The 13,849-nt window shown below is 69.2% G+C and carries 9 protein-coding genes; 4 read left to right on the top strand and 5 right to left on the bottom strand.

Annotated features, from left to right (window positions below; genetic code table 11):
• The first annotated feature begins 326 nt into the window (after positions 1 to 326).
• Positions 327 to 2,327: a hypothetical protein gene (locus ABD156_RS26090; RefSeq protein WP_344278954.1), complete on the top strand. Its 2,001-nt coding sequence runs from the start codon at positions 327 to 329 to the stop codon at positions 2,325 to 2,327.
• On the opposite strand, the gene ABD156_RS26085 is transcribed toward ABD156_RS26090, so the two are convergent.
• From ABD156_RS26085 to ABD156_RS26065, 5 genes are all read right to left on the bottom strand, one after another.
• Positions 2,304 to 3,344 carry a hypothetical protein gene (locus tag ABD156_RS26085; RefSeq protein WP_344278951.1) on the bottom strand — a complete coding sequence of 347 codons (1,041 nt, stop codon included), beginning with the start codon at positions 3,342 to 3,344 and terminating at the stop codon, positions 2,304 to 2,306. The two genes, ABD156_RS26090 and ABD156_RS26085, sit on opposite strands and share 24 nt — an antisense overlap.
• Positions 3,292 to 5,388 carry a glycosyltransferase family 4 protein gene (locus ABD156_RS26080; protein WP_344278948.1) on the bottom strand — a complete coding sequence of 699 codons (2,097 nt, stop codon included), beginning with the start codon at positions 5,386 to 5,388 and terminating at the stop codon, positions 3,292 to 3,294. The genes ABD156_RS26085 and ABD156_RS26080 overlap by 53 nt, the downstream gene beginning before the upstream one ends.
• The gene (locus ABD156_RS26075) at positions 5,385 to 6,359 is read right to left on the bottom strand and encodes a pentapeptide repeat-containing protein (RefSeq protein WP_344278945.1); all 975 of its coding nucleotides are present in this window, start codon (positions 6,357 to 6,359) and stop codon (positions 5,385 to 5,387) included. Before ABD156_RS26075 ends, ABD156_RS26080 begins: the two co-directional genes overlap by 4 nt.
• Before the next feature lie 579 nt (positions 6,360 to 6,938).
• Positions 6,939 to 7,526: a hypothetical protein gene (locus ABD156_RS26070; protein WP_344278942.1), complete on the bottom strand. Its 588-nt coding sequence runs from the start codon at positions 7,524 to 7,526 to the stop codon at positions 6,939 to 6,941.
• A gap of 5 nt (positions 7,527 to 7,531) precedes the next feature.
• Complete coding sequence (locus tag ABD156_RS26065) at positions 7,532 to 11,728, bottom strand: SNF2-related protein (RefSeq protein ID WP_344278939.1); 4,197 nt, start codon at positions 11,726 to 11,728, stop codon at positions 7,532 to 7,534.
• A 560-nt stretch (positions 11,729 to 12,288) separates the two neighbouring features.
• Between ABD156_RS26065 and ABD156_RS26060 the strand changes: the two genes are divergently transcribed.
• The 3 genes from ABD156_RS26060 (at position 12,289) to ABD156_RS26050 (ending at position 13,834) form a co-directional block, all read left to right on the top strand.
• Positions 12,289 to 12,714 carry a hypothetical protein gene (locus ABD156_RS26060; protein WP_344278936.1) on the top strand — a complete coding sequence of 142 codons (426 nt, stop codon included), beginning with the start codon at positions 12,289 to 12,291 and terminating at the stop codon, positions 12,712 to 12,714.
• A gap of 449 nt (positions 12,715 to 13,163) precedes the next feature.
• The gene (locus ABD156_RS26055; protein WP_344278933.1) at positions 13,164 to 13,421 is read left to right on the top strand and encodes a hypothetical protein; all 258 of its coding nucleotides are present in this window, start codon (positions 13,164 to 13,166) and stop codon (positions 13,419 to 13,421) included.
• 2 nt (positions 13,422 to 13,423) lie between these two features.
• A complete protein-coding gene (locus tag ABD156_RS26050) occupies positions 13,424 to 13,834 on the top strand; it encodes a hypothetical protein (protein WP_344278930.1) in 411 nt (136 codons plus the stop codon).
• Positions 13,835 to 13,849 lie beyond the last annotated feature (15 nt).

The raw sequence follows: 13,849 nt of genomic DNA, 5'->3' as shown, positions 1-13,849 counted from the left end.
CCAGGGCACAGAAGCCGCCGATGGCCGCGCCGCTGATTGTCCGCGATATCGTTCCGGTTCGCCGCTGCCTGCGCGAGGCCGGCGAGCAACGAGCTGCGGTGGGTGCGAAGGACCGCTCAACCCGAGCGCCAGAGGCTTCGGCCCCGGCTGTCATCGGGCCAGTACCGGTTGCCGTTGGTCGTCCGGTCAGGCCGAGGCGGTCCGGGGATGGCTGCGGACGGGTCGTGCCGAGGGATCGCCTGCAAGGCCGCGCGAGGAGCGCAGAGTGAGTAGGGTTGGCGCGGAGTGATCATCGGCGACGGCGTGGGGGCGGGTCAATGGGTGAAATGGCGGCACCGAGCATGCTGATGGCTCCGCCGCTCCTGTTCGTGGATCGTGAGCCGGAGCGCGAGGACGTGCTGCGGCGGGTCGCGGCGACCCGGGCGTCCGGCGGTCGCGGGGTTTTCGTGTTCACCGGGCTGCCGGGAGTGGGCAAGTCAACGCTCGCACTGTGGTGCGCACATGCGCTCAAGGACGCGTTCAAGCCGGCCCTGTACGTGGGGATGGGCGCGTCTTCGCAGGCGTTGACGGTCGAGGACGCCTTGACGATCATCCTGCCGTATCTGGGTGTCGGGTCGCTGCCGTCGAGCCGGGAAGGAAAGCTGGCCGCGTATCGGGCCGCGACGGCGGTGCGCCCGGTGTTGCTGATGGTGGACGACGTCGAGTCCGCCGGGCACCTGAATGATCTGCTGCCGACGTCGGCAGGCAGCGTCGTGCTGGCGACGAGCCGTCGTCGGTCCGAGGGGTTCGAGCAGCATGGGTTCACGACGGTGCCGGTGCAGCCGTTCTCCGTCGAGAGCGCCAAGGAATTGCTTGCCTACGACCCGGATGTCGCCGCGCAGGACGAGCATCTGGGCGTGGTCGCCGAGCTGTGCGGGAGGCTGCCGCTGGCGTTGGGGGTCGCCCGGGCGCAGCTGCGGACGCACCACGACGGGCAGATCGCCGCCTACGTCGCGAGGTTGCGGGTCGCGAAGTCGGTGCTCGCGGAGTTCACCATCGACGGCGATCGGGTGGTCGAGCACATCTACGAGGTCTCATACCAGGACCTGACCGAGGCAGGACAGCTGTTGTACCGGCTGTTGAGCGTGCATCCGGGCAGCCGGTTCGGCACCGGTGCCGCGGCCGCGTTGCTGGGCGACGAGCACGGCGCGGCTGTGGTTCGTTCGCTGGTGACCGCTAGCCTTCTGACGGACGTCGGCGGGGGCCGGTACGAGCTTCACACGCTGGTCCGCCGGCATGCTGCCGGGTTGGCCGGGGAAACGGATCACCCGGCGGACCTGCGAGCCGCGCTGCGCCGCGTCGTCGAGTGGTACCTGGAGTTCGCCGTGGCGCGGGAACAGGTGCTCAGCGACCGCGTGCGGTTCGGGGAATTGTTCGACGGGCGGATCGCTCCCGCCTATTCCGGCGACCGCGCCGCGGACCGGGCGATCGCCGACTTGGAACTGGAGCGACCGAACTTGCGCAGGGCCGTCCGGGCGGCGGCCGACGAAGGGTTCGACGATCTCGCCTGGCAGCTGTGCGAGGCGCTGGTGACGTTCTATTTTCAGCGGGAGCTCTACGCGGACGCGATCGCGACGTACCGCGTCGGGCTGCAGGCCGCTGAGCGGGTTCGCGACGACACCGGCGACGCGCGTCCGCTGCTGCGCATGCACACCGAGCTGGGAACCGCGTATTTTTCGGCATACGACCACGACTCGGCGCAGCGCCACTACGACCAGGCCGCGCGCTTGGCGGCCGAGCTTGGCGACGATGTGACCTCGGCGAAGATGCACGTCTGGAAGGCGCTGGTCCAGCGGCGGCTCGGCGACCCGGCGGCAGCGCTGGAGACACTCGGCCGTTCCCGCGCGCTCGTGCGCGACCCAAGCTTCCCCGCTGCGCTCCGAGCGCGCGAAGACGCCCTGCTGGACATGAACGGCGGCCCGATCCTGGCGGAGGCCGGGCGGTTCGAGGAGGCCGTCGCGGCGGGGCGTCGTGCGGTGGATTTCTTCGCCTGCAACAAGGACCGCTTCAACCATGCCAAGTCGGTGGCCAACCTGGGCGAGTCCCTCGCTCTGGCAGGGGACAGCTCTCGCGCCGAGGCGATCGAAGTGCTCGGCCGGGCGCTCGAACTGGAGCAGGAGCTGAGCCTGCCTGGCTGGGAAGCCCACACCCGGCAGGTCCTCGGCACGGTCCTCCTGGAATCCGGCGAGACCGCGGAAGGCCGCCGGATGCTGCGCCGGGCGGCGGAGCTGTTCGAGGAGCTGAACGATCGCCGCGCGGAGGCGCTACGTGCCCGGCTCGACGACTGACCGCATCGTCACCCGCACCTGCCGGACGCCGACCGAAACGATGATGTCGCCGGGCAGCGTGCTCAGGCTGCGGCGCTGTACCTGCCATTCGTGCACGACCGCGGCGACGAGACCGGGCTCGTCGGCCGAGGCGGCGAGCACGGTGCCGTCGATGGTCGCCGCGATGGTGCCCTCGCCGTGGGGCATTGCCGCGACCGACGCCAACGGATGACGGTTCAGGACGTCCTGGAGTATTTCAGCCGGTGCGTCGTCCGATGCGGCCGCGGAGGCGAGCACGACGGGCGCGTGATCGAGCAGCGCGGGTTGGGGGTGGTCCTCGTGCACGGCGAGGAACGCCGCGTCGAGATGGCCTGCGGCGTCGCGGTCCAGTTCGACGTCGGCCGGGTAGCGCACGATCGTGACCGGTTCGCCGGCCGCGGCGGGCAAGGTGCAGACGACGTGGTCGGCGCGGACCGGGGACGGCCGCGCGCTCGTGACCTGCTCCGGCGGGATCACCGGAACGACCGGCGGCGCGGGCGGCTCGGCCAGTTCCAGATGCCGGTAGAAGAGCGTGCGCAGCCGGCGGGCCGATTCGCCGGGACAGGACGTGACCAGCGCGCGAATTTCAGCGAAGTCTCCCGCACGATGCTCGGCCAGCGCTCGTTCGATCTGGGCGCGCAGGGATTCGTGCCGGTTCAGCCGCCGCGCGAGACGGCCCAGCAACCCGCCGACAGAGCCCGGAGCGACATCAGCGTCGGGGAACGCCGCCAGCAGCATCGGCAGATCCAGGGAGGCGCCGTAGCAGCTGGTCGCCCCGTGGTCGCCCAGAACGAGATCGGACGCCAGGAGCACCGCCTGCCAGCCCTCGACGGGTGCGGGAAGCAGGAGGCCGCCGCGCACGCAGTCGGCCAGCCAGGTGTGGACCTGCCAGGGGCCGTGCCCGTGCCAGATGTTCGGGTGGATCAGGCCCGCGACCCGGTATTCGTCACGGGGCAGGGAGGCCAGCACCTCGCGGAACAACGACGGCCAGCTGCCCATCAGGGAACGGTGCCACCACGTGGTGGAAATCGTGACGAGCTTCTGGCCGGGCTCGACGCCGAGGGCCTCGCGGTACCGGGCGCGGAGGTGCTGGCTGCGCAGCATCCGATCGTAGGCCGGATCCCCGGCCACGACTGCGGTGCCGACGGCGGCCGGGACCGATTCGGCGAGCCGGGCGAGGTCTTTCTCGTGCGCCAAAACCTGTGCCGACGCGATCGGGGTGCCGTTGTAAAGCAGCCATTCCGGGGCAAGCCCGAACACGGACCGGTTTCCGGTTTCCGGTTTCCGGTTTCCGGTTTCCGGTTTCCGGTTTCCGGTTTCCGGTTTCCGGTTTCCGGTTTCCGGTTTCCGGTTTCCGGTTTCCGGTTTCCGGTTTCCGGTTTCCGGGAGAATTCTTAGTATACCCGACGCCATGGGGAAGAATGACAAGGGGGGCGGTTACTTCGGTGAGTCCGCCGTGGTTCGCGGCGATCGCGAGATCGAAAGGCGTTTCGATCGCCTGCGCCCACGGGATCGTGATGACTCCGAGGCGGTCGAGGTAGTGGTCGAGGCCGTGCCGGAACGGGTCGGAGCCGTTCCAGGAGAAGACGACCTGCACCCGGGGATCGGAGTCGAACACGGGAAGCACGTCGAGCAGTCGCAGCAGCGAGGTGACGTGGTGGGCCACCACGAGGACCCGCCGTTCGGGTTCGACGGTGGTCCAGTGCGGCGCCTGCAGGCCGATCGGCACTTTGACCGCGGGCACGTCGGACACGGGACTCCTTGCGACAACCGGTGGGGTGATGCTCAGCAACCGTAGCTGATCATCCGCCGTCGGCAGGCGCAGCCAGGGCGCGCTCTGGGCCAGGAACTCTCGTATGGCGGCGAAGTGGTCGTAGTCGCGCAAGGCGCGTTGCCGGTTGCGTTGCCGCATCGCGAACCGCGTGCTGGCGTCGATGTCCAGAGCTTTGCCCAGAGTCTCGGCGAGCGCGCCAGGCGCGCCGGGCGCGCAGACGAAGCCAGTTTCGCCGTCGGCGACCTGTCCGGCTAGGCCTTGCGCTGTGGTCGTGATCACGGGCGCGGCGCCCGCCGCGAAGGCCTCCATCGGGATTCGCCCGAACGGTTCCGCGCGGGAGGGTACGACGATCGCGCGCAGGCCTGGATGGCGCAGTAGTCCGGTGACCGCGGGGGTGAAGCGGTGCAGCAGGGCGACATCGATCTTGAGGCGCCGCGCGCGGGCGGCCAGAGCGCGCTGATACCGGCTGGGGCGCTCCGCCTCCGTAGTCGCCGCGAGCACCAGAGGAGGCAGGCGCCGACCCGCCTGTCGAGCGATCGCGTAGGCATCGAGCAGGTCGTCGAACCCCTTGTACGGTTCCGCTCGGCCCATCGCGAGGACGAACTCCTCAGGCAGCTCCCGATCTCGGGCCGCGGCGGGTCCGAGCATCGCCGCCCAGTCGGTCGCGCACAGGCCGTCCTGGACGGGAATGAGCGATCGAGCCGAGACTTCGTAGTCCCGCCGCAGGTGTGCTCGCATGAACGGGGAAATGACTCCGACGCGGCGGGCGGCGTGCAGGCCGGACCTTTCCCATTCGATGCGAGCGGTGTCCCACGGTGCGTGAATGAGCGCACTGGAACGGGGGACCAGGACAATCCGGTCACGTGCCGCTGGGGGCAGGAAGGAAGGCAGTCCGAAAAAAGGCGCGTCGAAAGCGACAATGAGCAGGGGATCGCAGTCGGGCAGGATCTCGTCGCGGATCCGGGCGGCGGTGTCCTGCGCCAGGTGACGGAAGTTGTCGAGCGTGCCCCAGCGGTCCAGTCCGCGGGTTCCGTTGGAGACCGGGTGGAGCGTGACTCGCGGCCGGTCGAGCAGCGCGCTCGCTCGCCGGTGCCAGGCGGGATGGCGCTCGGCGCTGCCCGGGGCCAGGTATACCGGAAGGACCGAGAGGTGCACGTCCGGCGGCAGCAGCGCCACCAGGCTCTCGAGGAAGCCGTAGTTGGCATGCCCGGCACCGGTGCCGCATCCGTAGAACCCGTCGTGGATCGCGACCGCGATGGTCGGTGTCATCCGCGCGAGGCGCGGAGCCGTGGATGGTCAACCCCCGGCGGGAGGACGGTTTTGTCGTCGACGATCGCGCCGCGGACGGCGGAGCTGGTCACTCCGAGCGCGTCGTGCAGGTCCGTGCCGCCCAGATCGGTGTCCGCAAGATTCGCGCGGGTCAGTACGGTGCGGGTCAGGTTGGCGCCGCGTAGCCGCGCGCGGGTGAGATCCGCCTCGCGGAGATCGGCTGACGACAGGTCAGCTTCGGCGAGCACTGCGTTCCTCAGCTGTGCCCCGGCGCCCGAGGACCCGACGAGATTCGCGCCGCTCAGGTCGGCGTCGGTCAGGATCGCCCCGGTCAAGTCGGCTCCGGTCAGCTCGGCTCGTTCGAGCCGGATGCCCGCGAGTTCGGCGCCGGCGAGCCGGATTCCGCGCCAGCGCGCTTCCGGCAGCCGGATCCCGGCGAGGTCGAGCGGACGCGCCTCCGGCCGGTCGGGGCGATCGCGGAGGGCGTCCGCGGCGGCCGCGACGTCGCGGGGGAGCGGTCCGTCGCCGTCGCTGTGCGCGCGGTGCCGCAAGACATCGCACACGGTGTCGACGACGGCCGTGTGATCCCGGGGCGAGTCGACCATCAGCCGGAACAAAGTGCGCAGGCCACCGGCCCGCACCGTGGCGTCGTCGGACTCCAGCCTGCCCGTCGCGCTGTCGAACAGGCCGGTGAGGTGCTTGTCCTGGTCGAGGCGCTGCTTGTCTTTGTCGAGATAGAACCGGTAGACGCCGTAGGCGCCGACCCCCAGCCCGGTGATCACACTGGTCCAGGTGATCCACTGTGCGCGCACACTGCCGACTGTGGCGAGCCGCTCCGACGGCGACAGCGCGGACACGTCGTGTCCCACGGTCCACTCCGGCAAGAGGACGACGACGAACCAGCTCAGCCCGCCGATGATCACGACCAGGGACAGCCCTGCGACCAGTACGCGCAACCAGCGAAACCCCACGTCCCCATTTCACTACACTCAGCGGCGGCGGGCGTGGCGGACACGCGGCTGCCCAGCAGACCGGAACTAAGGCGGGCAGCGAGTTTCCGGCCGGCCGGCCGCGGCAGGGGCTTGCACGGTGGCTGGAGCAGGCGTCATGCGTTGGGGTTGAATACTCCGCGGTTGCGACTCTGGCGTTGCCGCACGCCAAGCCATTCGAGCGGCGGGGTGTCTGGCGGTCGCGGCGGTTGCGCTTGATGATGTTCGGCGCGTAGTTGGCGCAGTCGTCGCGAGCGTTCCAGCGGAGGAAGCGATGTGCGTTTCGTGCAGACCTGGCGAGAATGCCGCTGGCTGCGCCCCCGATGAGCGCGCCGTCTCCGGCGGGGATGTGTCCGTTCTGCCCGGCGAAGTATAGCCGATATTCCTTGTCGACGACGGTGGATTTCCGGATTTGCGTGGGCGTCACCAGATAGGTGCCGATCCTGGAACAGACCCCGGCGTTGCCGTGCCAAAGGCGGAAAGCTGCCCGCGACACCGACAAGCGGAGACCTGTCTGCTGATTCCAGCGGAGCGGCTTGGGGCCTTGATTTGGCGACCGCGCTAAGAGCGCCGGTTCCTCGCGTCGACGGCTGCTGTGTATGCGGCGCTGGGGTCCGGATTTTCGCCTCTGGCCGGGAACCATTCCCCGGCAGTGTTCTGGGTGTAGGGGTACCAGAGCTTGTTCGTTCCCAGCCGCAGCTGGACCTGGGCCGCGGGGTAGGTGAGCCGGTTGGTGTCGATGGCCGGTGTGGAGCCGCGCAGGGAATGGCGTGCTGCGATCCGTTTGGCTGCCTGTTCCATGACTCCGGGAGGCGGGTCGAAGGAACGGCGTGCGGTGCGCACGCCGTGAACCCGGCCGAAGGTGTACGCGGATCGCAGGCGGCCGAGTTCGCCGGTGCGCAGTCCGGCTCGCGCGGCGGCGTCTTCGAACGAACCGGCGGGGCACTCGGCCAGGATGCACACGAGGTCGACGATCGGATCGGGGTCGTCGGCAAGGCCGCCGGCGAGCAGCGTCGCCGCCCGGTACGAGGCGTTCCGGGCGAGGAATTGCAGGATTTCCAGGGAAGGCGCCGGGTGCGGCGGTTCGGTCGTGTCGAGGTCCGCGAACGGGACAGCGTGTCCGGGTTCGTGGAACGTGCGGCTGGACATCGAGGTCACCAGGTCGGCCGGATCGTTTCGGCCAGCTGTGCTGGGGTCAGGTTGCCGAGATCGAGCCGGCCGTCGCGGCCGAGCATCATCTGGGCGAGCTGGCTTTTGGACTCGAGCCGGTTCGAGATCCGCTGGTCGAGGGTGGTGGGGTGGATGAGGTAGTGCACCTGCACGTCTCGTTTCTGGCGGGACCGGTAGGCCCGGTCGTTGGCTTGCTCTTCGACGGCGGGGTTCCAGCTGCGTTCGTAGTGGATGACGTTCGTGGCTTCCGGGAGGTCCAGGCCGAAACCGCCGCACTGGATGCCGATGACGAGGACGTCCAGCGCGCCGTTCTTGATCTCGGCCACTGCGGCTTCCCGTTCGCGCTCGGGGACTGTCCCATTGAACAGCTTGCTCCTCTTGTCCAGCTTCTTCAGATACTGGTGGACAAGCGCGCCGGGTGCCCGGTGCTTGACGAAGATGAGAGTGGATTCGCCTCGCTCGCACGCCGCTTCGACGAGCTGCCGGGTCCGCAGCAGCTTGGGTGCGTCCTCCTCGGCGCGGGCGAGGTCGGAGAGAATGTCTTCCGGGGACCTGCGGTCGAAAAGTCCCGGACTGGCACAAATGAGCTGCTGCTGGTAGAGGACGTCCCGGGCCAGGTCGCCGGTCCTGGAGCTAACTGGACGCGCGTCGCATTCTTCCTTCACGTCACGGTAGTGCGCCTCCAGCCGCCCGATCTGTGTTTTGGACAGATCGATGAGATGCGAGGTCTTGATCTTCTGCGGCATGTCCAGCCCGAGCGCCGGGTCGTCCTTCATCCGGCGGATCATGAACGGGCCGATCGCCTGGTGGACGCGGGCCTGGGCCTTTTCGCGTTCGTCGGGGGAGGCCGCGTCCTCGACGGGCCGGGCGAAGCGGGCGAGGAAATGCGCGCGCTGCCCGAACCGCCCCGGGATGGTCCAGTCGAACATTGCCCAGAGCTCGCCGGCCCAGTTCTCCATCGGTGTCCCGGTGGAGGCGACCCTCGTCCCGGAGGTGAGCGAGCGGGCGAAGAGGGAGCGGAAGGTAGCGGGGTTCTTGATCTTGTGGGCTTCGTCGGCGACGACGAGTCCCCACTCGACAGCGCAGAGCTGCTTGTGGTCGTTGCTGAGCGTCTGGTAGGTCGTGACGACCACCGTGTCGCCGTCGAGCCGGCGGGGGAATCGCCGCTTCGTGCCGAAGTACTGTTCGATGTTCGCGCCGACCCCGTGGGTGTCGTTGTCCTCGCGCCATCGGTCGGCGACCCGCTGGTTGGGCACGAGCACGAGGGTCGGCCGGGTGCGGTGCGGGCGGTCGGGGAGCAGATGGAACGCCAGGCAGGTCAGGGTCTTGCCGATGCCCATGTCGTCCGCGAGAAGAGTGCCGCATCCGGCCGCAGCCAGTCTCCGCATCCGCTCGACGGCGACGGTCTGGTACCGGTACAGCCGCACCGGGCGGATCGCGTCCGAGATCCGGTCGAGGTCGCGGGCTTCGGGTTGTCGGCACAGCGTTGCAACCGTCCGGGCGAAGCCGTCTTCCGCGGTGCACGCGAAGGTGCGGCCGTCTTCGGTCGTGACGGACTCCTCCATCACGTCGAGAAATGCTTGTGCCGCAGGGATCGCGGGCAACGGCTTGCGGACGGCGTTGCGGGTCGGCTCGTCGAAAAGGATCCACCGGTTGTGCTTGTGCACGATCGGCATCGCTTCGGCGGTGAGCTCGCTCAGCTCCTGCGCGCTGATCGGGATTCCGTCGATCGTGACTCGCCAGCGCCGGTCCAGGGTCTCGCCGAGTCCCAGCCGGCCGTCCACTTTGCTGTCGGAGACCAGGACCTCCGCAACGGCCTCGGTCAGCCAGTTCTTGTGCCAGTCGACCTCGATTCCCAGTTTCTGCAAGGCGATTCCTGCCTGCCCGCGCAGCGCGGCGGCCGTGCTCAGCGAGAGCAAGAGGCCGTCCGGCCACGGCTGGTCGGCGAGCGGCTGGAGTGCCGGAGCGTCGAGGGCCGCGCGCCGCAGCCGGGTGCAGACCTGGCGGCGGAGGTCCGCGTCGTCGATCGGCGGGCGTGCTTCGCCGCGCCATACCGAGATCGCGTCGACCGCGCTGTCAGAACTGCCGGGGATGGCGCGGAACTGAAGGACCGCGTGCAGGTGGCCGTTCGAGGGGTCGGGCTCTTCGATCTTGAGGACGATGGACGGGAGCGCGACGGTGTCGTCGTCGGGTCGTTGCTCTTCGGCCCACCGCTGCAGCGGCGGGTTTTCTGTCGTGAGAGTGACCGGAGCGGCGAACGGGACGGCCCCGAAGGCCAGGTATGCGGCTTCCTGCCGGACGAACCGGTCCGCGGCCGTGTCGAGGAATGTCCGGACGACCTCGTAGCCGGGCAGCACTTCCAAGCCGCCAGCCGGACCGTCCAACTCGCGGAGGCAGCGGGCGACGCCGTCGAGCCGCTCGGCCAGGCTCGCGATCTGCGTCATGCGCATCGGGACGATCGGGCCGAGCACCCAGGCCGGTTGCCGGTCGCGGCTGCGCGTGCCTTCGGCGTAGCCGGGCAGGACGAATCCGTTCTGGATGATCTCGAGTGCAAGCCGGGCGATCGCGGCGCACAACCGGGCGGACGCGCTCCAGTTCGAGTGGTCTGCTGAGACGAGCACGGCGAGCAGGTCGGCGATCCGCGCCCGGCCGCACTGGACGTATTCGGCTTCGCCCCCGGCCTGGACGATCCACCGGTTGACCACGGCTTTGCCGTGCGGGCGGAGCGCGTCGCCGAGCGCCGGGCCGAAGCAGAGCAGTTCCGCGGTCAGCGGCGGGTTATCGACGTCGAAGGTGAGTTCGGCACCGCGTTCCAGGGCTGTCAGCACGACGTCGATCGGCATTGCAGGCTCCGCGGCGCGGAGACGGAAGTCGTCCCGCGGACGTAGCGGTGCGGGGGAGGGGAGTGCAGCGGGTTCGGGTACAGGTACCGCTTCGGGGGCGGGACGCGTCGGCCGACGCTGGCGCGGGGGCTCCGCCGTTTCGGGCATCGGCTGCCGGTCGAGGTGGATGTTCACTCGCAGCAGCAGTTGCCGGCACGCGGTCTCCTTGGCAGCCTTCTTGCTCGGTCCCTGAGCGGCGGCGGTCAGCTTCTGTCCACCGACCTCGCAGGAGACCCGGCACGAATACGGAGGACGGCCCGGATCGTCGGGGGCACCGTCTAACCCGTTGATCCGGCGCTGCATCTCCGCGGCGTTCAACGCGCTGGACGCCGAGGCGACAACGAACAGCAGCTGGCTTCCCCTGTCCAGGAAGGGTTCGGGGACACCGAGGAGTTTCGCGAGCAGCGCTGCCCGCGCGTAGTTGCGCGCGTCCTGTTTGTTCCGTGCCCGCTGCGGACCGGAACTCACGGCCTTCCGGCCGGCCCGCGTCTCGGCCTCGGCAGTGAAATACCCTTCCGCATCCCGGGTCTCGCCGACCTCCCAGCGCGGCTGCGGTATTCCGGTCCGTGCTTGGTACAGATGGAGCAGGTCCGGAAGACGCCCGGTGACCCGCACCGCAGCGGCCAGCGCCTCTCGCTTGGCGGCCGCCCAGTTATCCGTTCCCAACGTGAAGAGCAGGTACTCAGCGTCTTCGAGTCGCAGGAGCCCGGACCGCGCGCGGAGCGCGGCATGTTCGAGGAGGTCTTGCGGCGGACGGGAATCGAGCGGCTCGCGCTTGAGCCGCTCCAGGAACTGCTTTTCGTCCAGCGAGACCAGATCGGCAGTCGGGACCGGCGGACCAGCAGGCGAATGCTGGCGCGCGACGGGGCGGACCGCGTCGGCAAGCTGCTCCAGCAACCGCAGCTGCGAGCGTTGCATTGCTTCCTTTTTGCTCCAGCCGTCCGCCCAGTCGCCGGTCACTGTCGTGCCGTGCAGGTCGATGACGCATCGGTACCGGAAGGGCAACGGGCCGGGGCTGCCGTAGCCGACCTCCGGAACGGGTTGGCGCAGCCCGTGCTTCAGGCAGTACGAGGCCAGGATCGTGGGTGCGAGATTCAGCTGTCGTCCGATGCGATGGACGATCGCTGCTCGCACGTCCGGTTCGTTCGCGCCGCCGTGGTTTTCGAACAGCAGGAGGTAGAGATCCTTCCCCTGCAGGCTTTCCTCGCGTATCCGCGCGGCGAGCGCTCGTACCTCTTGCGGGCTCAATGCGCGGGTCGCGAGGGCGCGAAGGATCCAGACGGGAACAGAAGAGTTCATGCGGTCTCTCAGCCGTGCGGAAGGACGGCACCGTGGGGCCGTCGAGCAACGGTCAAGCTAGTCGTGGGCTCGTCCGAGGCAAGTGCATGCGAGGTTCGCGCGTCTGGGTGAATAACGGCCCGAAGCGGCACAGTCCAGGCGCGTCCGGCTGTCCCGGACAGCGGTTGGCTGAGGACAGTGCCTGTCGTGGGGCTGGAAGCCGCTGAACGGGCGGGGCCGCGACAGGTCGGCGAAGGCGCCCGATGGCAACCCGGAACCCTGCTTTATCGACTGGAGAAGACTTCGGTCTGCCCCGCGACGTGCTGTGCATGACGGACTTTCCGCCCTTGTCTTGAACTGCACGGACCAGCGATCGGGGCGCTGGGACCTGGCGATCCAATGTTCGAGCGATCAGCGGGGAAACGTGGTTCCTCGCGGATTGGGCAACCGAACATGACCACGGACCAGGACTTCAAACCACGATCCGCAGCCGCCGGGACCACCTCGGCGGCACCTGCACCGCAGCACGGCGCGACATCCTCAGCCAGCTCGCCGCCGTCGCGGAATTCGGCTACCTCCCGGTGGTCTGGGAGTGCGCCTATCGCCGCCGGCGTCCTCTCACCCGTCCGTCCCGCGACCAGCACCAGCAAGCGCTGGGCACCGTCGAACTGGCTATCCGGGAGAGCGGCGCGCTCGACAGCGCGCAGGACCGCGACCGGTGGCGTACCATCGACGGCCACATCGACCTCGACTGGCGCGGCGGCCCGTTCGCGCACGAGGTGGTGGGAGAACTCGTCGCCTACGCCGAGGATCCGCATTCCGGCACCGTCGACCCGGGCCAGCTCTTGCCTGGGATCAACTTGCTTGGAGAACTGAACGCCGTGTGGCTCAACGACTTGCGGGTCCGGTTCCGCCCGTACCAGCCGATCGGCGCCAAGCTCGCCCTCGAGCAGATGTGGGCCGCGATGTCCGAACGCAGGAGGGGGTCCGCCGCCTCGGAGGCATGATCGTTCCGGACAGCGAGTCGCAAGGCCGGACAACTCGACGGGTGGCGCACAGCACGTCCCGAAGCCTAGGCAGGTCATGCCCACCGGGACTTCGGTCGCTCGCAGTCGGGAGAAACACCAGCGCTGTTCCGGACCCTTGCCCGCACGCCCTGCAGATCGCAGCGTTCCGGCCAATCGCGACGCTGCGATCTGGGCTTGCGGGCGGCCAAGCGCTCCCGCCGAGCCGGCCGCCCCGTCGCCTCGGGGACCGCGGAGCTTCCGTAGCTTGTCAGCGCTGCATGCGAGGCCACGATAGTTCCGGTCTGGCGAGCCGCGGCGAAGCACTCCTTCGCAACGCCGGCAAAGACCGCGCTGAGCCGTGATGCGCTTCCGTTGCGGCACATGGCGGCGGCCATGCCCGGGGGCGGGAATGTAACGCCGGGCGTGGCATATCCGAACCAGAGTGGACGGTGCCGAAGATCGGAAAGGGACTGATGCGCGATCCCGCCGGCGAGAACACGGATTCGATCGCCGCCGACGGCAGCTCTGTTCGGGGGCGAGCGGCACAACAGCGGCGGATGACCCCGCGCGAATTCGTCGCGGCGTACCTAGGTGGGCTGCCGTTCAGGACCTGGAGCCCCACCGCCGCGCTCTGGGCCGCTCCGCCCAGCGCCGCAGAATCCCGGCATGTTGCGGACAACGGGGTCGCGGCGCGCCATCGGGACTGATCGTGCACGAGGTGTTCCGGCAGAATTTCGCGGCAATGCTCGGCGTCATCGCGATCGTTGGGGTGCTGTTCGCGCTCGGATTCAGTGAGACGGTGCTGGGCTTTGCCGCACGCACCTCCTCGTTCGTCGCGGGCCTGCTCGTCGGCTCCGTCTTGTACCTGTTGTTCGTCCAGCGCATCGGGTCAGCGCGCAGGCGGCTGTTGGGCGTCGATCGAGCGGGCAGTTCGCCTGGGTTCACTGGTCGACCCCGCGCGGCGTCGCCGTCGCCGTCGCCGTCGCCGTTCGGCCGCGTTGTCCGGCCGTACCTCGCTGATCCCGGGCTCCGTCGCCGCCGGGTGGCGGGAGTGGTGTGGGCACGTGTCGGAGAGCGTGTCGTTCTCGGGCGGGCCATCCTGCAGCGACTGAGTGGGTAGCACCGGAGGTGCAGG

The organism is Amycolatopsis albidoflavus (assembly GCF_039525725.1).
Taxonomy (GTDB): domain Bacteria; phylum Actinomycetota; class Actinomycetes; order Mycobacteriales; family Pseudonocardiaceae; genus Amycolatopsis; species Amycolatopsis albidoflava.
This window is presented reverse-complemented; position numbering and strand designations above follow the sequence as displayed.

Excerpts from the sequence above, each read along its gene's own strand:
- ABD156_RS26080 (WP_344278948.1), bottom strand. The coding sequence starts at position 5,388 with ATGACACCGACCATCGCGGTCGCGATCCACGACGGGTTCTACGGATGC.
- ABD156_RS26090 (WP_344278954.1), top strand. The coding sequence starts at position 327 with ATGGCGGCACCGAGCATGCTGATGGCTCCGCCGCTCCTGTTCGTGGAT.
- ABD156_RS26065 (WP_344278939.1), bottom strand. The coding sequence starts at position 11,728 with ATGAACTCTTCTGTTCCCGTCTGGATCCTTCGCGCCCTCGCGACCCGC.
- ABD156_RS26085 (WP_344278951.1), bottom strand. The coding sequence starts at position 3,344 with ATGGGCAGCTGGCCGTCGTTGTTCCGCGAGGTGCTGGCCTCCCTGCCC.
- ABD156_RS26070 (WP_344278942.1), bottom strand. The coding sequence starts at position 7,526 with ATGTCCAGCCGCACGTTCCACGAACCCGGACACGCTGTCCCGTTCGCG.